General features: G+C 45.0%; 22 protein-coding genes, 4 tRNA genes and 2 pseudogenes. 6 read left to right on the top strand and 22 right to left on the bottom strand.

The genetic code is table 11. The features are described from left to right. The 3 genes from ACLGGO_RS21360 to ACLGGO_RS21350 form a co-directional block, all read left to right on the top strand. On the top strand, positions 1-677 hold a 677-nt coding region (locus ACLGGO_RS21360; RefSeq protein ID WP_446420818.1), incomplete at its 5' end, for an AI-2E family transporter. A gap of 136 nt (positions 678-813) precedes the next feature. Continuing rightward, positions 814-1,017: a dodecin family protein gene (locus ACLGGO_RS21355; protein WP_446371389.1), complete on the top strand. Its 204-nt coding sequence runs from the start codon at positions 814-816 to the stop codon at positions 1,015-1,017. A 69-nt stretch (positions 1,018-1,086) separates the two neighbouring features. Next, entirely contained in the window at positions 1,087-1,275 is a 189-nt protein-coding gene (locus ACLGGO_RS21350; protein WP_446420817.1) for a hypothetical protein, read from the top strand. Here ACLGGO_RS21350 and ACLGGO_RS21345 read toward each other — a convergent pair. Next, positions 1,260-3,245: an AMP-binding protein gene (locus ACLGGO_RS21345; protein WP_446420816.1), complete on the bottom strand. Its 1,986-nt coding sequence runs from the start codon at positions 3,243-3,245 to the stop codon at positions 1,260-1,262. The two genes, ACLGGO_RS21350 and ACLGGO_RS21345, sit on opposite strands and share 16 nt — an antisense overlap. A 313-nt stretch (positions 3,246-3,558) precedes the next feature. Between ACLGGO_RS21345 and ACLGGO_RS21340 the strand changes: the two genes are divergently transcribed. Then, positions 3,559-4,962 (top strand): L-lactate MFS transporter, encoded by a 1,404-nt coding sequence (locus tag ACLGGO_RS21340; protein WP_446420815.1) that lies wholly within the window; start codon positions 3,559-3,561, stop codon positions 4,960-4,962. Between the two features lie 449 nt (positions 4,963-5,411). Here the strand turns inward: ACLGGO_RS21340 and ACLGGO_RS21335 are convergent, their stop codons facing one another. The 11 genes and pseudogenes from ACLGGO_RS21335 to ACLGGO_RS21285 form a co-directional block, all read right to left on the bottom strand. Continuing rightward, complete coding sequence (locus ACLGGO_RS21335; RefSeq protein WP_446420820.1) at positions 5,412-5,711, bottom strand: POTRA domain-containing protein; 300 nt, start codon at positions 5,709-5,711, stop codon at positions 5,412-5,414. A gap of 3 nt (positions 5,712-5,714) precedes the next feature. Further along, a pseudogene (locus ACLGGO_RS21330) lies at positions 5,715-5,813 on the bottom strand (POTRA domain-containing protein); the annotation flags it as partial. A 168-nt stretch (positions 5,814-5,981) separates the two neighbouring features. After that, positions 5,982-6,431, bottom strand: coding sequence for a Spy/CpxP family protein refolding chaperone (locus ACLGGO_RS21325; protein WP_446420814.1), 450 nt, complete (start codon positions 6,429-6,431; stop codon positions 5,982-5,984). Between the two features lie 267 nt (positions 6,432-6,698). After that, the gene (locus tag ACLGGO_RS21320; protein WP_446420813.1) at positions 6,699-8,612 is read right to left on the bottom strand and encodes a filamentous hemagglutinin N-terminal domain-containing protein; all 1,914 of its coding nucleotides are present in this window, start codon (positions 8,610-8,612) and stop codon (positions 6,699-6,701) included. Positions 8,613-9,047: 435 nt separating this feature from the next. Further along, a complete protein-coding gene (locus tag ACLGGO_RS21315; protein ID WP_446420812.1) occupies positions 9,048-9,818 on the bottom strand; it encodes a Uma2 family endonuclease in 771 nt (256 codons plus the stop codon). 177 nt (positions 9,819-9,995) lie between these two features. Next, positions 9,996-10,607 (bottom strand): ribosome maturation factor RimM, encoded by a 612-nt coding sequence (rimM, locus tag ACLGGO_RS21310; RefSeq protein ID WP_446420811.1) that lies wholly within the window; start codon positions 10,605-10,607, stop codon positions 9,996-9,998. Positions 10,608-10,758: 151 nt separating this feature from the next. Further along, a complete protein-coding gene (locus tag ACLGGO_RS21305; RefSeq protein WP_446335066.1) occupies positions 10,759-12,774 on the bottom strand; it encodes a ribonuclease catalytic domain-containing protein in 2,016 nt (671 codons plus the stop codon). Positions 12,775-13,011: 237 nt separating this feature from the next. After that, positions 13,012-13,227, bottom strand: a complete 216-nt coding sequence (rpsR, locus tag ACLGGO_RS21300; RefSeq protein WP_446335065.1) for a 30S ribosomal protein S18 — start codon at positions 13,225-13,227, stop codon at positions 13,012-13,014. 63 nt (positions 13,228-13,290) lie between these two features. Continuing rightward, positions 13,291-13,485, bottom strand: a complete 195-nt coding sequence (gene rpmG / locus ACLGGO_RS21295; RefSeq protein WP_446335064.1) for a 50S ribosomal protein L33 — start codon at positions 13,483-13,485, stop codon at positions 13,291-13,293. A 54-nt stretch (positions 13,486-13,539) separates the two neighbouring features. Continuing rightward, a complete protein-coding gene (locus ACLGGO_RS21290; protein ID WP_446420810.1) occupies positions 13,540-14,076 on the bottom strand; it encodes an RDD family protein in 537 nt (178 codons plus the stop codon). Between the two features lie 82 nt (positions 14,077-14,158). Then, entirely contained in the window at positions 14,159-14,575 is a 417-nt protein-coding gene (locus ACLGGO_RS21285; protein ID WP_446335062.1) for a hypothetical protein, read from the bottom strand. A gap of 201 nt (positions 14,576-14,776) precedes the next feature. On the opposite strand from ACLGGO_RS21285, the gene ACLGGO_RS21280 reads away from it, so the two are divergent. Both ACLGGO_RS21280 and ACLGGO_RS21275 read left to right on the top strand, forming a co-directional pair. Further along, a tRNA-Lys gene (locus ACLGGO_RS21280) sits at positions 14,777-14,848 on the top strand. A 64-nt stretch (positions 14,849-14,912) separates the two neighbouring features. Then, a complete protein-coding gene (locus tag ACLGGO_RS21275; RefSeq protein WP_446335061.1) occupies positions 14,913-15,200 on the top strand; it encodes a small RNA NsiR4-regulated ssr1528 family protein in 288 nt (95 codons plus the stop codon). A gap of 115 nt (positions 15,201-15,315) precedes the next feature. Here ACLGGO_RS21275 and ACLGGO_RS21270 read toward each other — a convergent pair whose 3' ends face one another. The 10 genes and pseudogenes from ACLGGO_RS21270 to ACLGGO_RS21225 all read right to left on the bottom strand — a co-directional run bounded on the left by ACLGGO_RS21270 (position 15,316) and on the right by ACLGGO_RS21225 (position 21,992). Then, positions 15,316-16,095 carry an ABC transporter permease gene (locus tag ACLGGO_RS21270; RefSeq protein ID WP_446335060.1) on the bottom strand — a complete coding sequence of 260 codons (780 nt, stop codon included), beginning with the start codon at positions 16,093-16,095 and terminating at the stop codon, positions 15,316-15,318. Positions 16,096-16,260: 165 nt separating this feature from the next. Continuing rightward, the gene (locus ACLGGO_RS21265; RefSeq protein WP_446335059.1) at positions 16,261-17,205 is read right to left on the bottom strand and encodes an ABC transporter ATP-binding protein; all 945 of its coding nucleotides are present in this window, start codon (positions 17,203-17,205) and stop codon (positions 16,261-16,263) included. A gap of 830 nt (positions 17,206-18,035) precedes the next feature. Then, positions 18,036-18,215, bottom strand: a pseudogene (locus ACLGGO_RS21260) (restriction endonuclease); the annotation flags it as partial. Positions 18,216-18,316: 101 nt separating this feature from the next. Then, positions 18,317-19,798, bottom strand: a complete 1,482-nt coding sequence (locus ACLGGO_RS21255; RefSeq protein WP_446420809.1) for a hypothetical protein — start codon at positions 19,796-19,798, stop codon at positions 18,317-18,319. Positions 19,799-20,194: 396 nt separating this feature from the next. Then, a complete protein-coding gene (gene rplL, locus ACLGGO_RS21250) occupies positions 20,195-20,584 on the bottom strand; it encodes a 50S ribosomal protein L7/L12 (RefSeq protein ID WP_446420808.1) in 390 nt (129 codons plus the stop codon). Positions 20,585-20,634: 50 nt separating this feature from the next. Beyond that, positions 20,635-20,708: transfer RNA gene (locus ACLGGO_RS21245), tRNA-Tyr, on the bottom strand. Positions 20,709-21,205: 497 nt separating this feature from the next. Then, positions 21,206-21,273 (bottom strand) — tRNA-Leu (locus ACLGGO_RS21240). A gap of 92 nt (positions 21,274-21,365) precedes the next feature. After that, positions 21,366-21,433, bottom strand: a tRNA-Leu gene (locus tag ACLGGO_RS21235). A 41-nt stretch (positions 21,434-21,474) separates the two neighbouring features. Next, the gene (locus ACLGGO_RS21230; protein WP_446335055.1) at positions 21,475-21,675 is read right to left on the bottom strand and encodes a hypothetical protein; all 201 of its coding nucleotides are present in this window, start codon (positions 21,673-21,675) and stop codon (positions 21,475-21,477) included. A 116-nt stretch (positions 21,676-21,791) separates the two neighbouring features. Next, the gene (locus ACLGGO_RS21225) at positions 21,792-21,992 is read right to left on the bottom strand and encodes a hypothetical protein (protein WP_446420807.1); all 201 of its coding nucleotides are present in this window, start codon (positions 21,990-21,992) and stop codon (positions 21,792-21,794) included. Positions 21,993-22,162 lie beyond the last annotated feature (170 nt).

Raw genomic sequence — 22,162 nt, 5'->3', positions numbered from 1 at the left:
CTTGGCGCAAGCCTGGTAGAGCAAGTTTTGACGTTGAATACAGAATCCCACGCGCTTTGAGCCGTGGGAGTGTCAATCTAATGGTCTCGCTACTCGTATTACTTTTACTCGAAGTTGGGCAGTATCGAGAAAAAATTGAACGGAGTTTGGCGTCCAAAACCAGTGCGAAGGTGATCAATGCTGTCGCTAAAATGAGCGATAAGCTGCGAGGCTATATTCTAATTCAGTCCTTAACCTGTGTCCTGACGGGCGTGTTGACTGGCTTATGGTGTTGGATGCTAGGGGTAGACTTTGCCTTGGTTTGGGGATTGGTTGCGTTTGTTCTCAACTACATCCCCACTTTAGGTTCGATTGTCGCGGTGATCCCGCCAACTCTATTGGCGCTAATTTTTCTGGGAATTGGGCGGGGAGTAGCCACGTTGGTGGGTTTGGCTGTCATTCAAGTGTTTTTAGGCAACTTCGTTGATCCGCGCCTCCAGGGACGTACCCTCAAGCTTTCACCCTTTGTGGCGCTATTGTCGATTGTATTCTGGGGTTGGGTGTGGGGTATTCCTGGCGCACTACTCGGTATCCCCATGACCATGTCTGTGATTGTATTGAGCCAAGAGTTTGAATCAACACGCGCGATCGCACTCCTGTTTGGTGATACTGATGACCCAGAGTTGAAAGAAAATTGAAGTAGCTATTTGTCATAATATGCAAAAGATATACAGCTACACACTCCATTTTTTATTTTAAATCTCTACCCACAGATAGGCTCAATGCCCAATCCAACTCGGTATTCTGAGTGAAGACAGCTATAGGAGACGATTTATGTCTGTTGCCAAAGTTATTGAAGTTGTTTCTTCCTCGTCAAAAAGTTTTGATGATGCCATACAACAAGGTTTAGCCGAAACAGCCACTTCTCTAAAGGGTATTAGCGGAATAGAAATTATTAATTGGACGGCTGATGTCGAAAACGATAAGATCGTGAGCTACAAGGTGACGATGCATATCGCTTTCAAGGTCCAGCGTTAATCATCAATCCTCTGAACTATTAGGATATCTGAAAAGATACGTTCTGCAAGATGCTCAAGGCTTTTTTTGATGATCGAATCTACACAAACACCCGTTCCACCAGCCAAACCCCCTAAACCCTCTAAACCTGATGCCATTCCGGTAGAACCGCCACCTCCTCCACCTCCGGTTCAACCACCACCCCAACCGACACCTATTGATCCCACAAAGAAAGAAGATCAGTTAACACTGAGTAAAATCACTCAAGTAAACATCTGATGAATCCGATCGCGATAACGATCTGCCACAACATTACGACGAATTTTGAGCGTTTGGGTTAATAGACCATTTTCTATGGTAAATGGTTCTTCAATTAGCTCAAAGTGCGTAATCTGATCATCTGAACGATAACCTGGGCGATCGCGTACTTGTCGATTTAACTCTTGGCGAAATAAATTTCGCACGATTGGACTATTCAAATCAATTGTTCCCTCAACCGCTTGATTGGTTGGGGACTCATTTTTGGGAACCGTTGTCTGTAAGTCGCCTAAACCCGTATTGACTAACTCCTGTTCCAACGCCTCTAAGTTGGGGACAATCAAAGCACCCAGGGATTTGTGATCTTGACCCACTAGCATAATTTGGTCAATATAAGGACTCCGTAGACAAGCATCTTCGATGGGTTGAGGTTCTTTATTTTCCCCATTAGTCAAAACAATTGTATCTTTTGCTCGTCCAGTTAACACAAGCTGATTATCTGGCGTTAACCAACCAATGTCACCCGTATCAAACCACCCATCCTTATCGATCGCGTTTTTCGTGGCTTGGGGATTTAAGTAATATCCCTGCATGATTTGGGGTCCTTTCGCCATGACTAAACCGGGTTTTCCTGGGGGTAAAGTCTTTCGATTCTCCAATTCAACGATTTTGATTTCCGTGTTAGTTAAAGGTAATCCTGAAGTCCCCCGCAGATTTTTATGCTGACGCCGCGCCGTGAGTACAGGGGAGGTTTCGGTCAATCCGTAACCCACTAATATTTCAATTCCCACAATTTCAAAGAAGTCTTCTAAATGTTGCGCCAAAGAACCGCCACCGCAGATTAATTGTTTCACCTTCCCGCCCGTTGCTTGCTGGATTTTTTTGTAAACAATCATCTCGCCTAAAAAGTGCAGGGGGGATAGTAATATTGTTTTAACCCACGCCTTAAATAATTCGGAACGTGAAGGATTTAAATTTTGTAAATCCAATCCTTTACAGAGGCGAACTGCTTTAATATACTGTTGACTGATAGCCAAAAAGTTAGTAATTAATTTTTGCATCCGGGGAGGTTTATCCCGGAAAGACTTTTGGATACCTTCATAAATAGATTCCCATAAACGAGGGACTCCGACCATATATTGGGGTGTAAATGCTTGTAAGTCTTGCTTAAGATAGCGGCGATTGGTATAAATTTGCGTGCAACCTTGGCTGAGGGTAAAGTATTCGCCAATACGTCCAAAACTGTGCCAGGTTGGCAGAATGCTCAACGTGCGATCGCCGACTGAGGGCTGAATAATCGCTGATGCAGCAACCAGTTGATGAATTAAATTACCATGAGTCAGCATCACTCCTTTAGGTTGACCCGTTGTTCCTGATGTGTAAATTAAGGTGGCTAGGGTTTGGTGATTGGCGGGGATGGATTGTAACTGATGCTTTGAGGCGAGGGTCATGAGTTGACCAAAGTTCAGTTGTTTAAAAGGCAATGTGGTATCGACAGTTTCATCAGATAACAACACAACCCATTGCAGAGAAAATTGATATAATTCTGGGCAAAGCTGATGATAGGTTTTCAGATTTTCTACTACCAAGCCGATGCTACCACTGTGTTTGAGGATATATAACAATTCTTCGCGATCGGCGGTAGCTGATCGCACAGCATTTGCCGCACCAGCAAGCATAATTCCTTGATCGGCAATTAGCCAACGTGGACTATTATCGGCAAATAATGCGACACGACAAGGGATGTTTTCTGTCTCATCCTGGGGGATTCCTAATCGTTGAATTCCTATAGCAAATTGCTGAATTTTTTGATATAACTGCTGATAAGTTAAAGTGAAGCTGGGCTTGGCATGAGGATCGCTAAGTGCCACAATGTCTTTAAAAAGGATAGCGGTTTTCTGCCACAGTTCGGGAAGTGAATATAAGTTGGCATAATCGACGAGTCCCGTCATCTGGTAACGTTCTGTATCAGTAAACGAGTAATTTCTCATGAGTCAAATCTCCTTTGCCAGTTATCAAAGTTAATCGCGGTTCTTCGCGGAACTTGAGGATGATTGAACTATCATGACAGAGATTGGGCTGAGAAGGTTTAACTAAAGGGGGCGATTTTGCCGTCTGCACAGAAGTTAGGGTCAAAATTTAAGTATAACCATGGATTTTCTTATCGTAATGATTGGATTTTTCAATTGTTCTATTTGTTTAAACATCATCTCCTGCGGCTAAACTTAATTTATTTATTGCCGGATAGCCTGATAAAAAACCACTAAATCATTCATTTGATGACAGACGTGCCGTTGAATTTTTATGATGGACAGAATTAATTTCTTTGAATTCCCGGACGAGGCTAAACCCTACGGACTGCAACCGAAATTAGGTAGGTGGCTGTTCATTCCTCTGGGGTTAATCGTATTACTTTGTTTGGGAACAGTCTATTCTTGGAGTATCTTCAGCGGTCCTTTTGAGGAGGAGTTGAACACCCAACCCGGAGCCATTCTGCTTCCTTTTCTAGTATTAGGGGTAACGTTTACAATCGTTATGCCAATCACTGGATTGTATATGAATCGCTGTAGTCCCCGCATTCTCACGGGTATCGGCGGAATTATTGTGGGAATTGGTTATCTTTTGTCCAGTCAAGTTACTAATTTACCCCTGTTGGTGATTAGCTATGGTTTAATTACCGGAATTGGCGTGGGGATGACTTATGGAGTCCCCCTTGTTGTCGCCGCCCGCTGGTTTCCCGATCGCAAAGGGTTTGCTGTGGGGATGACGGTGGTGGGTTTTGGTCTTTCGCCGTTGCTAACCGCCCCCTTAGCTTTTAATCTGATTCGGGGAAACCCCCAGCTTGGGATTCCCTCCTTGGGGATTCGTACCACGTTTATTATCTTAGGGATTGCGTTTACGGCAATTATTTTGGCAATATCTACAACTCTGAAAATGCCACCACCGCGTTGGAAACCTGCGGGTTGGACGCCACCTGAAACCGGAACAGGGGGTGATGGTGAACGCGATCGCATCCTCAATTTGCCGATGGTGCAAACCCAGACGTTTTATGGGCTTTGGAGTTGCTATATTATCGGTACATTTGTTGGACTAACAGCCATTGCTACCACAGCTCAAATTGGGCTGGAAATCGCCGGACTCGAACCGGAAGCTCTCACCTTAGCCGTTCCCTTATTTGCCGTATTTAATGGTATTGGGCGTCCTTTATTTGGGTGGTTAAATGATCGGCTTAAGCCGAAGTTAACGATTATCTTAATTAATGTGCTGATTTTGATTGCCTCAATTATCATGCTGAATACCAGTCAGGGTGAGCAAGTCAATTTTTTAGTCGCATTTTCTCTATTTTGGTTTTGTTTAGGGGCTTGGTTAGCCGTCGCCCCAGCCGCAACTTTAAGTTTTTTCCATCTGGATAATTACCCCAGTAACTATGGACTAATGTTTACGGCGTTTGGTATTGGAGGATTGGCAGGTATTTTTACCGCCGGGGGATTAAGAGCCATTTTTGGCAGTTTTGCCCCCTTCTTCTGGGTGACTAGCCTCGCTGCGATCGCGGCAATTATTGTGGCGACATTCTTACTCGATCGTCCTCGGAAAACTGCGATCGCGGATATCTTATTTAAATGGGTGATTCGTCCAATTAGTCCCCTACTACTGTCGTTGGTGGAATTTCTGTTGGTTTTGTCCACTCCCAAACCGCGATCTTTTTAATTAGAACTAAAAGAACCCCATGACAGCCATGGCGATTGAAATCGCTGCTACACAAACCAAGTCCGCCTGCGCGGACTGAATGATAACGGAGGTAGAAAACCCCGATTTAGTATGATATATTGTACCTCAAATTACCCCGACTTTAAAAAGCCTGAAACCGCGAAAGGTAGATGATATAAACCCGTTTAAACGGGTTTAAGACTTTTGCCATGGCGATTGAAATCGCTGCTACACAAACCAAGTCCGCCTGCGCGGACTGATGATAACGGAGGTAGAAAACCCCGATTTAGTATTATATAATGTACCTCAAATCACCCCGACTTTAAAAAGCCTGAAACCGCGAAAGGTAGATGATATGAACCAGTTTTAACAGGTTTGATCTTTTAGCCAGAACTTGAGTTCTCGGCTGAGTTTAGGCTAACTTTTGGATAACGATTAAAATTGATAGCTTACACTAAAATGAAATCCCTCATCTTGAGCGTTTTCTCTTTGATCATCCAAATCCACAAAAGGAATCCCATTGCCTCTTCAACTTGTACCACGAGAATACTTTCACCGACTTCATCACCCGCTTCTAAGGTGGCGTTTAGGGTGTCAAAGAGGGGATTGGTTCTCAGCAGTCGCAATTGCTCTTCGAGTGTATCAATACGCAGGGGGGTACTGGTGGCTGATTGAATCCGTTTACGGATGTAGCTTGGCTTCAGTCCTTCGGTTCCTTCTATCTGAATGTCTGCTAAACGCCCTTCAATAACCTGAATCGTGACAACACCATCGGTTACATTCTGTTGCGGTAAAATCGCCGTTGAGGTAAAGTATCCAGCATCACGATAAAGTTGTGCGATCGCATCCGTGGCATTCTGAAGTTATTGGATGGTAACAGTGCGTCCTTCTAAGGGTTGAATAATCGGATTTAACTCCTGTGCACCAAAAACAGTACTGCCAACGATTTCGATATTGCTAATATTAATTGTCGTTTCGGTTGGTTCAGAAGGGGGTGGTTGAACTTTTTTGCTTTTCTTTTACGAATTATCCGCAAATCGTTGTATATATTCCTCAAAAGGAAGACGTTGCTCAGGTTTTAATATCTCTCGTATCGCCATTCTCCGCTCAAATTGCAACTGAGAAATTTGCGATCTTAACCCTTCAACATCATCGTACTTTTGGCGCACCTGAGTTTCTGAGGCGTCGGCGCTGACGATTAATGTTTCTAGTTCTTGTTGTGCTTCGTTCCATTCCTCGTATAGAGGTTCAATTAAGGGAGTAAATTGGCGGCGGATTTGATTAAGTTGAGCAATTTGTTCCTCAGTTAATCCTAATTCTTCTACAATTTGCGAGAGATCAGGCGGCGTGTACGTCTCTATCCTTTGGGCTTGCGACTGGGGCGGAATAGGGTTGAATTCAGCTAAAGCGTTAGCCGGAGTTAGGATAAAAGCTAAGATTGTGATTGCCGAAATATGACGTAGCCACATAATTATTTTTTACCTCAGAAAATTATGGCTGGCTTATACTTAATTGGAATGCCAAAACCCTTAATATACCGTAGGGTGGGCATTGCCCACCAGCCAAAATGTCAGCACTATTCTACTTAATTGTGGGTAAATGATAGTATTGGTGGGTTACGGCGGACACCCGATTAAAAATTTATCTTCCTGATGAAGTATCCGCCTAACCCACCCTACAATAAATTGATTTTTTATTGATCAATACTCTAGAAGAAATCAATTTACCACAAAACATCAGGGATTTACTTTTTCTTCTTCGCAATCAACCCCATTTCTGGCGCTAGAACAATATCTTTGATTAATTTCTTGTCCTATATCATTTTGCATCTGATTAATGACTGCATCAGATATTCGTTGGTGTGTTATACCAATAGCATCCTTAGTCTTCACCGCTTCCAGGAAATTATCCCAGTGGCGTTGAGTGTTTACCAGCGCTTCTAGTCCTCTATTTCTGTTGAAGTTATTTGCCCTTAGTGAATCTTGTACGATATTACCTGTCCATTCAAGTATCGGGTCAACTTCGCTTGGTTGAAGTGTCAGTGGTAGACTTGGCGAGGTTCTATTAACCGATTGTATCGCTGCATCAACAACATTATTGACAACTGGACTAATTGGTAAATCTGAGGAATCGATATCATCTTCAATTGTTTTTGGATCTATTTCAGAGTTGACCCTATTGATGCCAACGGTTTCAGTATCCGTTTTCAGAGTCTCTTCAGAAGTATTAGAATCAGTGTCTGGAATCTCTGTATTGATTCCGGGATCAAGAACAATTGTCCCTCCAGAATTTCCGCCAGGAGTTTCCTCACTACTAGAACCGTTCCCGTTGGTAATTCCTCCATCACTGGTAATAGTTATGCTGCCACCATCGCTCGAATCATTCCCGTTAGGAGTTATGTCATCAGTAGCGGTAATAGTTATACTACCACCTTGGTCATAATCGGTCTGATTATTAACAATATTGTCCCCAAAAATTACCTGAGTATCACTAACCCAAAAAGCTATACTTTCATCATCCATATAAATGTTCCCCTGAGCAACTCCTCCATTGGTCGTGGTAGCCGTTATGTTGCCACCAACGTCAGAAAAGGTAATAGTATCAGAAGCATCAATAGTTCCAGAAACAAGAGAGATATCCCCTATCGCCTCAAGCAATACTGTGCCACTCTTAATTTCTGCATCATGTAAGTCTAATTGTTGCCCGATAAGCTGAACCGTTCCCCCTGTTCCACTATCAGAAGCATCAAGCATTCCAGAAACAACAGCCGTTCCCGTTTCTGTCGGAATTGGCTGATTTGAAGCGGCTAACCAGACTTGACCCTGATCATCAACTTGAATTTCTGTGGCTGGAATGAGAGTTCCACCTGTGACTAACTGCGCCAGACTTGCAGGAGAGATATCACCAATCCCATTATCATTTAAATCGGTCACATCTAGCCTTAAACCCAATGCCATATTGTCTTGATTAATCACCACCTGACTGGTTCCCGGTACAGTCGCAATGCTGATTGTTCCCCCAGGTGCCCAGAAGGTTCCTGTATTAATCACCTTTCCCGCAATAACCGTCAGCTTTTGCCCCTCACCCACTGCCAAATCACCTGCATTAATAATGCTTCCTGGCTGTTCCATAGTAAAGGAAAACTGATTGGGTGAACCCATTATCCCTGCATAATTATTGTCACCCACGGCATTAAACTGACCACTGTCAAACCCAATACTGCTGGCTGTCGTGGCGGTAAAAGCAGCCGGAACATTTAAACTCGCCTGAGTGCCAAAAACAATTCCAGCCGGATTCATTAAAAATAGGTTATAATTTCCCCCTGTAACCTGAATCAACCCATTAATTAGGGACGCTTCCCCACCAACAACTCCCGCCAAAATGTTGCGAATTTGCGGATTAGAGAGGAAGTTGGCAATTTCTCCTTGACTCAAGCCAAATTTATCAAGCCTGTGGAAGAGATTGCTCCCATCTGGGGAAAGTGTACCGCCCTGGATATCGATACGATTGCCATCGCTAGTAATTACAGTACCTGTTCCATCAGCCGCAGGTGTTATGGATTGAGCTTGAATCGGTTTACTATCAGCGCCCAGAGACAGTAACGCTGTAGCGATCGCGATGGAAAATCCGATGGGTTTGAGGCTTGACATCCTGCATTCCTCAATAATTCTATTTAATTCTATTTATTTAAGAGTAGCATAAGCTGAGCGACTTGCTATAACTGTTTTCACCTCAGAAAATTTGGTCTGGTTTATACTTAATAAAAATGGCACGGCTAATAAACATTTTGGGATTGCCGAAACCCTTGATATTGGGTTACAGCGGACACCTAATTAAAAGGCTTGATTAACTAGATTGGTCATTCATTCATCAGACAACTCGCCAGCGACAATTCCCACAAGTATGTGAGTAGCAATACTGGAAAGACTAAAGCTTCCCGCCGTGCTGCTTCACTACTTAAGCTGACTATAAGATTGTCCTTCTTGCAAAATTCTGGTCTTGGACATGGCGATATGGATAGGTACAAAAGACAAATGACAAATAACGAACCGTTAGCTTTTATTGTGTCCACCTACTTACAGCGTTTACGGCTCTATGCCTAAAGCCCTGAGTTGTTCTCGCAGACGTGCATTTTCTTGCTCGGCTTGGTTGGCTCGTTGGCGTTCTTGTTCGGCTCGTTGGCGTTCTTGGTTGGCTCGTTGGCGTTCTTGTTCGGCTCGTTCCTCCCCTGTCAACAGCAAATTTCCCTCGCTATCCCACCACCGCAACCAGGGAAGTTCGGCGTTTTTGTAGCGTCCTTGCCAAATGCCAAGTTCTACTCCCAGTGGTGAAATCGAGTAGTGTCCGCGCTCGTTGGCTGGTAGTAAATGGTAGCGCCCCTCGACCAGATGATAGACTTCTACGCTGGATCGGGTTACTTCGTAAATGCCGTAGAAAGGGACGTGAATGGCTTGTTCGTAAACCCAGAATTTCCCTTCGTAGGGAGTGCGATCGCGTTCGTCCTGACCGTTACCAGAGACAAATTCTAATACGATGAGGGGAGAAACGATTTCCTGCCACAGCACGTAGGAGCGCCGCATTTGACCCTCAAGAGTCGGTGGTACGTTGGGAACATAAAACCAGTCAGGGGCTTCGGCTCCGCGTTCAGGTGGGTCAGTTAAGCGCCAATAGATACCGCTGTCTTGACCGATACAGTAGCGCTCGTCAGGGTGCAGTTGTTGGAGAATCGGCTCGATGGACTCGGTTAACAGAATACTTTGAGGATGTTCTTGGAAATTTTTCACAAACGTGCCATCCGATTCTGGGAGTTGGGTGTGATCGGGTAAAGTTGTGGGGAATTCAGATGTGGCTTTCATGGTTTTGATGCTAACTTCGCCTTTTTGTCATTATTGTAGGTTGGGTTGACGTAGATAAACCCAACAAATACAGGAGAAAGAGGGGATATTGTTGGGTTTTGCTCTCCCATTGAATCGATAAGTTTGCTCCAAAGTATTGATGGGGTTCTATTCAAAGAAATACTTCAGTAAAAAAAATCATAGCAAACCCTGAGGCGGTGTAATCTCAATCCGACGATTTTGAAGGTCTACTACTGGGACAATTTCATCAACAAAAGGAATTAAAACCGTTACTGGCTTAGATGGTTTTTTCCTAGCTTTACGTTGCTTACTAATTCTATTCGGGAGTGGCGCTTCTGGTTTAGCTGGCGTTGGTTCAGGTTGCTGGTGGAGTTTAACCTCTAAAAGCATATTTCCCGCCGGAATCACATCCACCACGACACCAACCAATTCCCCAGTTAACTGGTGGAAAACCTCTAAATCCAGCACATCTAGGACATGGTATTCATTCTCCCCCAACTCCGGGCGATCGCTCTGGGGAACTAATAGGGTTGCATCCCGTAAAGCTTCGGCTTTTTCCCGGTTGTCTACGCCAGTAAGTTTTACCACATAGATCCCTTTACCCTGAACGTAACGTCCCCCTAATAATTCCACAGGTTGCGGTTGGCTATCATGAGATTGCTTTAACCAACGTTGTCCCGGTTTCTCGAAGCGTTCGGGAAAATCAGAATTAGGATAGACGCGCAATTCTCCTTTTAACCCTTGAGGAGCAATAATTTTACCAATTTCTAGCCAGTCGTCATTTGTCATGTGTCAGGGAACAGGGAACGGGGAACAGGGAATGGGGAACGTCTGGTTGACTTGGGTCTGGGCGAAGCATTCGCGCCGGGACTTTGGTAGAAAACCGAGACATCTGGACGCGAATGCTTCTCCCCTACGACTTTTTACACCAACTGACAATCTATGTAGCCGCAGGTTCAACTGCTTGATCCATCAGTTCTCGAAACTGAATCACATCTTGACGTGGATCAGCATGAGTTACCTGAACATCTAAGCGATCGCCCAGTCTAACGGACCGCTTAAACCGCATGACTAACTCTAACCCTAAATCTTCCAACAGAATCAAGCCCAAGTTGTCGTGTTCGCGTAACCAACGCAGCATTAACGCTTGCCACACTTGATCCGGGTGACGCCGTAAATATTCCAATCCCCAATAGCGATTGGTTTGGCGTTCCACCATCGCGGCTTCTGATGCGGCTGTAGTCACGCTCTGCATGGTTTCTTGCAGGTATTGAGCCGAAAAGGGTAAAGGATCACCGCGCAGGTGGGCTTTTAGTTGAAAATGATTCAGCAAATCGGTATAACGGCGGATAGGAGAGGTAACTTGGGTATAAGTTTCCAAACCCAAACCTGCATGACGCAGGGGAGTAATACTCATTTCGCTGCGAGGCATACAGCGGCGCATAGCACAGAAGCGCACTGGACCTGGGGGCAATACCAGCAATTCTTCATCAGAGGGAAGTTCCGGCTGGGGTTGTCCGCGAAAGGGGAGGGGAATTTGATGGCTTTGACCATAGCGTCCAGCGACTTCCCCGGCTAGAATCATCATTTCTGCGACCATTAGCCGCGCCTGGGAATCCTCTAAAACCTGAATGATGATCTCATCTTGATTCCGGACTTTAATCACCGCTTCTGGCATGTGGATACTAATCGCACCCTGACTCGATCGCCATTCTTGGCGACGCTTTGCCCATTTCGCGATCGCGGCAATTTCCGGTTCTGCCTTCACCCCCAGTTCCAGCATTTCATCCACATCTTCGTAGGTGAGGCGATAGGTGGGTTTAATCAGGCTGGGGTGAATCTGGTACTCTTCAATACTGCCATCTTCATCCAAGATCACGCCAAAACTCAGGGATGGACAGACTTGACCCTCCACTAAACTCATTGGACCGGTTGCCAGTTCCGCAGGAAACATGGAAATCATGCCCGTCGGTAAATAGAGAGTGGTACTGCGCCGTCGGGCTTCTTTATCCAGTTCGTCTTCGGGTCTAACCAAGCGGGTTGGATCAGCAATATGAATCCACAGACGCTCTCTACCCTCTTCGAGTTGTTCTAAACTCAACCCATCGTCGATTTCTGAGGTACTCTCATCATCAACGGTGTATACCTTCAAATAAGTTAAGTCTAAACGGTCTTGATCAGGGTCGGGAGGCGGAGAATCCAAGTATTGTTGCACCAAGTCAAGCACCTCACGACGAAAGTGAACAGGGTAAGATGAGCGCCGCAAAAACAGATTCTCGTGAGGAGTCCAAATCCCTAAGTCTACCAACAGATCGAACGCCGCTTGGGGAGTTTGCGGGCGATCTAGGGTAGCTAATAGATCTTGGGCTACACGAGACGCATTTTCTGGATACAGGACAAACCGTTCGAGCAGATCAAAGCGAGTGCGATCGCTCTCTTGCCAGTCTACCGCTTCGCCGTTGAGTTTGTGCTGAGTGCGCTTTAAAAATTCCTCTTGCTCTCGCTGCTTCGATTCGGTGGCTAATTGCTGATGTTTAATTTCAGCTACCTTAGTTGCTGGACGGGGTTCGTAGCTATCGGCTTTTTGTTTAAAGTAGAGTTTGTCTTCCGATAGCAAGCAATGAGCGGCATAACATAGGGGTGGGCTTTGGTCAGAAAACAAAAGCTGTGCCATTTGTGCACAGGTTACAGCTTCTCCCTCTTCCACCAGCAATTCCCAAGCCACTTCTAGGCTGGATGGATCGAGATAAGGTTCTACTTGACTGAGAAAGTCGGAAATTTCTGATACGTCAAATTTACCACCCTGGACTTCGTAGGTAACTTGCCGGGGATGAAGCGTGTGAGATTGACCACGTTCGTCAATAACCGTCCAGCGCGTTTTGCCATCTGGACGGTCTACGATCGCTAGATGACGATCTCCTTGCACACGAAATTCTATAAGTGTTCCTTTTTCCACCAGCTTCGCTAATCCCGGTCGTTTATCTTTATGTTTAGAAAGGCTCCTCTAGAAGCCCCCACTGTACTCCTCAGAGTCAGTGTGTGGAGTTATCAGACTCTCTACCTAGTCTAACGGGTGATGGGGTAATCCCAAAAGGGTTAGACGGGGCATCAAAGGATTCAATCATTTGACACCACCGTCTAATCAGAGATCGGTTGTCTCACCGCACCTCACCCTAAGCTCTTTTAAGCCGCATTATCCCTCTTTATTGACGAAAGGTAATAATGCTAAGATGCGAGCGCGTTTAATGGATCGCGTCAAAGCTCGTTGCTGTTGAGACGTAAGACCTGTAATCCGACGAGGCAGAATTTTACCCCGTTCGGTAATGAATTTGCGGAGTAATTCCACATCCTTGTAGTCAATCGGATCTCCAGGCTTGATCGGAGAAAGACGTTTGCGAAAGTAGGTCATGGGCAGTTCTTAGGGATTTGTGGTCATCAAGTTTAGTTTAGAGTGCATTGCCATCGTTCATGGCTATTTTATTTCTTTATGCACCGTATGCTTATTGCAGTGAGTGCAGAACTTTTTCAGTTCTAGACGCCCTGTGGTATTGCGACGGTTTTTCATTGTCGTATAGCGAGAGACACCGTTTGATCGCTTGTCTGGGTTAGTGCGACAGTCGGTGCATTCTAAGGTTATAACGAGTCGGACTCCTTTCTTACTTGCCATAGTCTTACTTCTAAGAAATTAAATCAGGGTGTGAGTGAATTTAAACACAATCTCTTATTTTTGCATACGACGCCGAATTTGGGCAACCCATCGCTTCAGACGCAGATCGAGGGAAAACCCGCGACGGGTTTGAATCACGATGGTTTTGGCGATACGATCATGAAAGGCTTGCTGAGTTTCCGGTTCCGATAAAGCTATGCCACAATCGACTCCTAAGGGCGCAATTAACAGCAGCAAGGAGATACCATTCGCCAAACCGATATTTAAGCCAATCATGGCTAAGAGCGCACAAAAGCCCAGAATGCCTTCTCGTTTGCTTAGCGTCAATAGCCCTGGAAGTTTGCCGTATTTAGCATCGAGCACTTTCATATCCAATGCCCAGCGCCCCAAACTCTGACCCTGATTGCTCGATACCAATACCACCCGCAGCCCTAACCAAAGCGCCATAAATACTAGCATTTGCAAAAAAGCATTTCCACCCGCCATCGAACTAACCAGCCAAACGGCGACAAAATCGATGAGGAAGGCACACACCCGCCGCTCTATTGGCACTTGAGGAAAGCGCTTGTGAATGGGTTCAAGTTCATACATGGTTAGGGTAGGGCTATGCAATCTCTATTCATTCTATGGTAACTGGAATTGAAGTTCCAGACGTAGCCCGCTATAATTTCGGCTAAGATTCAATTTTTTGACGCAATCTTTTAATTGTACTGGCGCGGCTAACGATTGTAGCCATACCCTTCTCAATTTGCACAAAGACTTTACCCGAAAAAACGTTACGCAAAGCCGGACGTTGGTAAACTAGAAAATTATTGATTTCTGCTTGAGGTTCAAAACCCATCTCAGCTAGGGTAATGTTGAGAGTTTGAGTAAATACTTTTTTATTCTTGAATTCTAGAGAGAGAGTCACGCTGCGATTAAAGTAAGCACCCAGTAATCCGGCGACTAGACCGAGAGTAATACCATAACGATAAGGAAGGGGTTGGGTTAAACTTAGCCCCAGAACTTGGGAGGCTAAAAGAGCAACAATTAGGGTCATCCCTGTGAAGTAATAATAGAACGTTGCCCAAAAACCAGGACCTAGTTGCATACAATAACCTCTCTAGATTCAAACCAAGACAGCCGGGAATCGAGTTTAAAGGATCAGATGTGATCTTAAGGGGTGAGGGGTTTGGGGAGCTATAAGTCCCACAGCATAATCTTTGATTGGCTGTGGGATGATGTCACGAGAAGATCCATAGACAAGCTCTACTAAGTTTAAATTTTGCTATAGTAATCTAAAGCGAACGAAGGGCGACTAGCTCAACGGTAGAGCAGCGGACTCTTAATCCGGTGGTTCAGGGTTCGAATCCCTGGTCGCCCATTCCCAGACTCAAATACTGGCTTTTGATAATATACCTCAATACAACACTTAGAATCCTCTAAACATGTCCCCAGAAACCAACTTAGGTGCAGATGCGGTTGATCACGCGATCGCGAAGGGAGTGGACTTGGACGGAAGTCCCATTCCCGCCGCTAAACTGGAACTCTACAACCAAGTGATGGCACTCGAAGCCAACCGACAGCGTAGCGGGGTATCAAACACGATGCGATCGCGGATTGTCCGGATTGGAGCAAAACATATTTCCCAAGACGAACTCAATCAAATGCTTATCGATGCTGACTTTGCCCCCCTTAAAGAGAAAGAAATTGCTTTTTATTACGGGGGAAAATAGCAAGTAACCCCCTTTTGGACTTTGGCGATTAAAATCGCGGAACCACGCAAATCTAGTCCGCCTGTGCGGACTAGATTTTAAAGAGTGCTTCCCATTAGAACAGATACAGATAGAATCAACGAAACAACTGGGGATAAATCTTTCGCCAAGCCAACCCAGCAAAAAGACCCATTCCTAAGAGTAGCCCGATTAACTTCACAAACCAGAAATTGGATAAGCCTAGGGGCCAGCGCAATAGGTCAACCAGAGCAGCAAGGGGCAATAGATTGGCAATATTTCCCAGTATAGGCGGTAACGTTTCACGCGGAAAGTAAGTCCCACAGAAGGTAAACATAGGGACGATAAATAAGAAAAGTGGCACGTTAATTTGGTCAATTGTTCGCATGATTCCCGCCGTGAACAGTCCCATAACGCCAAATAGCATACTCCCCAAAATAATCAGGGGTAATGATATCAGTAAATGCCAGCCTGAGTAGAGTCCCCACACCACCGCAACTAATCCCGTCAAGCTACCCGCGATGATGCCTTTGGTGGTTGCCCATAGCCAGTCCCCCAAAAACACTTCTGTGAAGCTCAACGGCGCTGTGAGTAGAGCTTGCCAGGTTTTTTGGAATTTCAGGCGAATAAAACTGCCAAAAGCGCCCTCAAAAAAGGATTGGAATAGCACACCAATGGCAATCATACCAGGGGCAATAAACTTTAAGTAGGAAACCGTTTCACCGTTGTAGGTGACATCGCCGACTAAGGGACTAAGCCCATAGCCAAAAGCGACGAGATAAATGATCGGTTCAGAAAGCGGAGGTAAGCTATTTACCAGCCAAGTTTTCTGATAAACCCTGGCATGACGATGCCAGACTGAGTAAACTCCCCAAGGGGTAACAGAAATACCTTTCATTTTTATTTGCGATTTCAAAGATTTTGTTTTGAATGAATCCTTTGTGGCAGCTCCATTAGCTAACAGATGACTGTAGGGGCGGGTTTGACTCCAATCCTTTGTTGCCACTCAGATGCTAATAAACCCGCCCAGACGAAATGGGAGAATTCTTTGACGAATGACGCATTATTCAAGTGATGTACCTGTCAGGTGCAAAAATACATCGTCTAAATTGGTATGGCGACGGGTTAAGCTAAAAGGATTGGTAGCATCCAGACATTCCCAAAGAGGGTGGGGATTGTCTGCTGGTAAGCCAATCAGGTAACCATTGCCAAAAGAGCGATACCACGTTTGATACTGATGGGCGAGTTGTTGGAGGATTTCTGCTGAAATGCCCTCAATTTCTACCACCTCTGTGCCAACAGTACGCTCAATCAGTTCCTCAGGAGTGCCTTGGTCAATCATTTTACCCTGTTGGAGTAAAATAAGGCGATCGCACAATCGTTGCGCTTCATCCATATAGTGGGTTGTCAATAGCACGCCACAGCCCTTTTGTTTAAGCTGACTGACTAACTTCCAAAAATCTTGCCGCGCATGGGGGTCAAGCCCAGTTGTCGGTTCATCCAGAAACACCACTTGTGGCTGATTAATCAACGCCCGTGCTAACACCAGACGCCGCTTCATACCGCCAGAGAGTTCATCAACCCGATGTTTAGCATAGTCTTGCAACCCCACTTGTGCCAGTAACTCCCCTGCCCGTTTCCGAGCCGCTTTGCCGACAATTCGGTAGTGATGGGCAAAGAAAATCAAGTTATCGAAGACACTAAAATCGGGGTCAAGATTATCTTCTTGAGTCACTATACCCATCGAGGAACGCGCCAAACGCCCTTGAGATTGGATTTGATACTGTCCGAGTTGCACAAAACCCCGACTGGGAATTACTGAACCATAGAGCATTCCTACTGTCGTGGTTTTTCCTGCACCATTGGGACCAAGCAGACCCAAAATTTCTCCCGAATTTAGGGTAAAATTAACACCTTGAACAACATGGTTTGAACCGTAAGATTTCCACAACTCATAAGCTGTGAGTACCACGGACTGGGTTTGAGGTTGAGCTGTTGTCAGAGTCATAGGTAATGATGATTACACCGCCGATTGTTTGCTTTATTGTCAAGAGAATAGAGTCACCTTGAAAAGCCCTAGGGTAAGTTTCAGATATTGTATTATATTGTAATACAACCTTAAGTCAAGCTATCACAGGCGGTGAAAACTTCACCTCACCCAATCAGGTTATTTGTCATTTGTCATCCATTATCTAATCCGTTACCACCTTCATTCATTCTTTGTTTAACATAGAAAATATACTCATCCTCTCGATTCAGCTCACGAGCAAGCGCCTGAATATTAAGACGTTTGAGTACATCAATCGTGATCGGTCGCTTATCGCTCCAGAAAATCATGGACTCAAGAAACAGAGTGGCGAAATTTGAGTTAAGGAGTTCAGTAATAAACTGTGCTTCTTGCTCAAACCAACAGGGCAAAAAGTAAACGGTATCATCTAAGACAACTGGCTTACCACCAATAGGTCTAACTAATTTAAAATTGAGTTTTTTGTAAAAACCAGATATAGCTATTTTCCACGGAGAGAAAGTATAAGATCCTACCCCAAAAATCGAAAACGGTGGACGTTTTTTATAAACTGAACTCTTGCGGTTAAACTCGGATGGTATTATGTCTCCAATGTCAAGGACAAATAAGCAAGCATCTACTGCGGCATGAAAATATTTTGAACTATCAATTTTATAAAGTCGGGCTTCTTGAAGAGAGAGAGCATGTTTCCAAGCATAAACTAATACTTTTCGAGCTACAGCGGTTTTACATAACATGGCAATGATGCCAGTACGTCCTTTCAACCATTCAAGATGCTGAATCAGCATCCACTCTGAGATATCAAAGTTACTTTTACCTGATTGAAGCCTCCACTGTAAAGCATTGGATATAGTGAGATAACCCTGAACAGGTGGATTACTCAAAATATCCTCCGCAATGTTTAAAGCTTCAATATCATCAACAGGTAGATTTCTGTCTTGCATGAAAGCAATTAAGTCATCTGTATTACTATCATTCTTGAGAATCTCAAGTCCTTGTAGAGACCCAAGGTTTGCGCCCAGAAACTCCCTAAAATATACCGCACTATTGTAGCTGTGCCACGCTAGTAAGGTGGGCAATGCCCACCCTACAATTAATCATCCCTTACAGGCAACGGAGTCTCCAGAATTTCCATCAACAACTCCAACCGGGAAGGGCGAGACAAAAGCGGAATCAGGTTTGGCAGTGAGTAGTAGTCACCCGCAAAGGTAAACGTATCTACTTGCACTTGCCGTTCCCGCAACTTTTGTTCAATCCAGTCATAGGAACTCCCTACCTTGACGATGATCACATTTGGTAGCACATTCAACTCCTGACAATAGGCATCAAAAGCGTTACCAAAATAGGGCGCCGTGTTTTCCCCTTGATCAGTTACCAAGATAAACTGCTCCACCAACTGCTTACGCCGACGCATCGCCTCGACGCTACAGCCGATGCTAGTACCACCCCCCGCCTGGATGTGCTGAAATGCACGCTCCCAGTGGCTGTAGAGATGCTCCTGCGGCAGATTATTCGCCAAGATATCGCCCAATCGGGTATCTCGACTCAGGCTTGCCTTAACCGGGTAGGGCATTGTGTCAAAGGCATAGACAAACAACTCCGCTTCCGTAATGCCCGAAATCAAAGCAGCCAGGTGCTTACCCACCTCCAAGGCTTGATGCATGGAGCCAGACTTATCCACCAACAGCGCCGTCGGTTTGGCGATTTTGCCCCGCTTCTTCACCTGCTCATCCATGACGCGCTCTAACTGAGCAGTAGTGGCGAGATCTAACCCCGCTGCTTCGGCTGCAACTCGTCCCTTGAGGGCGGATACGCGGCTATCGGATTGAGCCGCAATCAGCTTTTCATCAATCAACGCCTTCACCTGGGGGTGATCCATGGCTCCCCGCGCTTTGAGAGACTTGAGGTTATTAATCACCTCTTGGGGTGTCATGGAATTAATCAGGGCGACTAATACAGTGGGCGTGATTTGCTTAACCGCACCAATGGCAATCGTATAGGGAATATTATGTGCCACAATCTGCCGCGCTTGTTCGGTAGGAGTCGCTGCTTTTGCCAATTGCTTGAGCGCAAAAGCAAGGCTATCCTCAGGAGGCGCATCCTTAAACAGGATGGCATTAGCACGCTCATTGGGCTTAATATGCAAGCTGGCGTAGAGGTGCTTCATTGACTTGCGTCCCCGCAATGCAGCCCGATCAAAGAATGGGGGCTGTTTTTCCCGCTTTTGCAAATAACGCCGTACTGCTGTTCGAGCTGAACGGGGAACCTTTTGCTGGTGCTGTTTCATGAAGTCCACAATTCGCGCCACTTGGTAAGGTGGAAAAGTTTGCAGCAACATGAATCCGGCTTCTCGGTGTTCTGTTAACTGACTGGTCAACAGATTCCCCACAAACACTTCTTTGTGATCACGAACATCCCCTTCATTTTGATACCATACACCGAGGTGTCCATAGAAAATGGGGTCAAGTTCCACCATCATTTTGTGCAAGTCTGCAACCTTGTTCAACTCTCGGTGAGGTGTGGTTAACAGACTGTTGAGCATTTCCAAACGCAAGTCGCGTTCTGCGGTATTCATGACAACCTCCTTTAATGAAAAGAATGGAGGCAAATGTCGCACGTTTTGACTAAAAAATAGTGCCGCACAAGTTCAGAAAGCTGTTAGGTTTACCGTGACAGGGTAAGGATGTAAGCTTTCCCGGTTAGGGCGCGGCGACAACTGCCATTTATTTTTGTAAAGATGGGGTTGAGTAAAGGGCGACCCGATCGTCTGTAGGGGTGGGTTTTACCGATAACATGCTCTTCAAAACTGGTAATTTTTGTAAAAGAGCCCTGTTTCGGGAGTTTTTAGTGAGTGCAAGGGGGTCGCCCCTAAATCCGAACCAAAGGTGACATTTTCAAATACTTGAATCACAGGTTCTATCTCTAGGAATGTCCAGGATTTGTTTATGCGATCGCGCCTACTCAAAATCTCCTACTGAACAGAAACCCCAGCCCCAGCAAGTTCTAACTGTTGCTTGATTTCTTCTGCGGTTTCTGGCGTAATCGCTTCCTTCACCACTTGTGGTGCTGACTCAACAAAATCCTTGGCTTCCTTTAACCCCAATCCCATTAGCGTCCGTACCACTTTGAGAATCGAAATTTTCTTCTCTGCCGGAACATGATCTAAAATCACATTAACTTCAGTAGGTTGTGGTGGAGAGTATGAGCATATAGGGACTGGAGAAACTACGCTGTTATAGAACATGGTTTTTGGGGAAGCATCGACGTCAAATGTGACTTCAATTTGCTTAACCAGTTCAGAGGTTTCCAGCAGGGTTAATGATTTAAGTTGTTCGAGAATTTCAAACGTTTTGACTGACATCGACGTTTCCCCCATAATGTTCAAGCTAACGCGCAAGTCAAAAAAGCTGTTGGTTCATACACGGGAATCGAACCCGCAACACACCGATTTACCGTCGATTGCTCTACCAGTGAGCTAGTATGTAAGCTTTTTCAGTTTGGGCGCGTTAGCGCTCTTTATTTCTTTGGGCAAAATTGAATGGATGAATCACTTCGCACAAGTTTAAAAAGCCGTTATTCATACGCAGGATTTGAACCTGCATAATCTTGAGCTTAAATCAAGCGCCTTTTCCTATGGCTAGTATGTAAGCTTTTTGGATCAGGGCGCGAAGTTGATTTTAACACTTGCAAATAAGAGATATCCCGCGCAAGTTAGTAAAGCCGTATTACTTGGCGCTCTATCCATTTGAGCTATAGCTGCATTGAGTGCAGCTAGTAGGACTTGAACCTACAACCTCCCGCTTCGTAGGCGGAACAGTATGTAAGCTTCACAAGTAAGGGCGCGGGATATTGAATTCTAAATTTTAGATTTTGGATTGAAGGGAATTCGGTAAATTTACCGTTATCTGTAATCATCCAAAATCTGAGTGGATGGGTGCGATCGCGCAAGTCAAAGAAGCTTTTTTTACACCTCTCCAAGAGGCGGAGAGGGTAGGAATTGAACCTACTATCTGAGGTTAAGTCAGATGTTACCAGTTTGTAGGCTTCTCCAGTTGGGGCGCGATCGCACCCATAAATCTCGCTATGTATTGAGTCGGAATTCGCGCAAGTCAAAGAAGCTTTTTTTACACCTCTCCAAGAGGCGGAGAGGGCAGGAATTGAACCTACTATCTGAGGTTAAGTCAGATGTTACCAGTTTGTAGGCTTCTCCAGTTGGGGCGCGAATTCCGATCATTGCTGATGCTGTCTTATTTAACCGTAAACGGCTTCTGGACGGATAATTAGGTCGCCGCTGGGACGCCGATCTACAACATAAGCAGTTAAGCGATCGCGTCCGACATCAAAATACTGAGCAATGCGTTCCTTGACAGCATTATCCTTCATCTCAACTTCGACACCAAGCTGATTTTCTGGAATATCATAGGAACGACCTTCAAAGCGAATGTGAACCATGCTGGCACCTCCTAAAAATTGATTCGATTGGTGTTTATCAATCTATCTCAGGAGCAAACGCATTCATTTTCCTCAAACTACCAGCATTGATTTTGATTCACAAACACTGATATTTTTTAGATTAAGAAACGCCGCTCTAAAGAATAGACCGTTTGGCTGTGACGGATTTTATCAGTCATTTGATTTTGACTGATATAATTGGAAGCTAAACGCTCTTTTTCCGTCATAGATGGGTCTAAATTACGCTGATTTGGTTTAGTATCCCACTCTAAAGGAGTGAGAACCTGACGAACCAGCGGGGTATACAGGAGTAACATAATGAACCGATTTTGATTTCAAAACATCCTGATTGACGTTCGTGAAGATTTCCGACGTTTTATTCAATTTTCAAGGTTCAGACTGGGCTTTTGAGGTAGAGAGTTTTGTCTCTCATCTCTCTGTCATATATTTATACTACATAAATACTACATATTTGTCAATAGACTGG

The sequence above is a fragment of the Coleofasciculus sp. genome (assembly GCF_046565525.1).
GTDB lineage: Bacteria > Cyanobacteriota > Cyanobacteriia > Cyanobacteriales > Coleofasciculaceae > Coleofasciculus.
The sequence above is the reverse complement of the archived record's forward strand: the minus strand, read 5'-3'. Positions and strand labels throughout refer to the sequence as shown.

Bases quoted from the DNA above. Each gene is read 5' to 3' on its own strand.
- rpsR (WP_446335065.1), bottom strand. From the start codon at position 13,227: ATGACCTACTTTCGCAAACGTCTTTCTCCGATCAAGCCTGGAGATCCG.
- ACLGGO_RS21255 (WP_446420809.1), bottom strand. From the start codon at position 19,798: ATGAATACCGCAGAACGCGACTTGCGTTTGGAAATGCTCAACAGTCTG.
- ACLGGO_RS21340 (WP_446420815.1), top strand. From the start codon at position 3,559: ATGATGGACAGAATTAATTTCTTTGAATTCCCGGACGAGGCTAAACCC.
- ACLGGO_RS21320 (WP_446420813.1), bottom strand. From the start codon at position 8,612: ATGTCAAGCCTCAAACCCATCGGATTTTCCATCGCGATCGCTACAGCG.
- ACLGGO_RS21345 (WP_446420816.1), bottom strand. From the start codon at position 3,245: ATGAGAAATTACTCGTTTACTGATACAGAACGTTACCAGATGACGGGA.
- ACLGGO_RS21290 (WP_446420810.1), bottom strand. From the start codon at position 14,076: ATGTATGAACTTGAACCCATTCACAAGCGCTTTCCTCAAGTGCCAATA.
- ACLGGO_RS21265 (WP_446335059.1), bottom strand. From the start codon at position 17,205: ATGACTCTGACAACAGCTCAACCTCAAACCCAGTCCGTGGTACTCACA.
- ACLGGO_RS21275 (WP_446335061.1), top strand. From the start codon at position 14,913: ATGTCCCCAGAAACCAACTTAGGTGCAGATGCGGTTGATCACGCGATC.
- ACLGGO_RS21230 (WP_446335055.1), bottom strand. From the start codon at position 21,675: ATGGTTCACATTCGCTTTGAAGGTCGTTCCTATGATATTCCAGAAAAT.
- ACLGGO_RS21355 (WP_446371389.1), top strand. From the start codon at position 814: ATGTCTGTTGCCAAAGTTATTGAAGTTGTTTCTTCCTCGTCAAAAAGT.
- ACLGGO_RS21270 (WP_446335060.1), bottom strand. From the start codon at position 16,095: ATGAAAGGTATTTCTGTTACCCCTTGGGGAGTTTACTCAGTCTGGCAT.
- ACLGGO_RS21325 (WP_446420814.1), bottom strand. From the start codon at position 6,431: ATGTGGCTACGTCATATTTCGGCAATCACAATCTTAGCTTTTATCCTA.
- ACLGGO_RS21285 (WP_446335062.1), bottom strand. From the start codon at position 14,575: ATGCAACTAGGTCCTGGTTTTTGGGCAACGTTCTATTATTACTTCACA.
- ACLGGO_RS21350 (WP_446420817.1), top strand. From the start codon at position 1,087: ATGATCGAATCTACACAAACACCCGTTCCACCAGCCAAACCCCCTAAA.
- rpmG (WP_446335064.1), bottom strand. From the start codon at position 13,485: ATGGCAAGTAAGAAAGGAGTCCGACTCGTTATAACCTTAGAATGCACC.
- rplL (WP_446420808.1), bottom strand. From the start codon at position 20,584: ATGTCAGTCAAAACGTTTGAAATTCTCGAACAACTTAAATCATTAACC.
- rimM (WP_446420811.1), bottom strand. From the start codon at position 10,607: ATGACAAATGACGACTGGCTAGAAATTGGTAAAATTATTGCTCCTCAA.
- ACLGGO_RS21225 (WP_446420807.1), bottom strand. From the start codon at position 21,992: ATGTTACTCCTGTATACCCCGCTGGTTCGTCAGGTTCTCACTCCTTTA.
- ACLGGO_RS21315 (WP_446420812.1), bottom strand. From the start codon at position 9,818: ATGAAAGCCACATCTGAATTCCCCACAACTTTACCCGATCACACCCAA.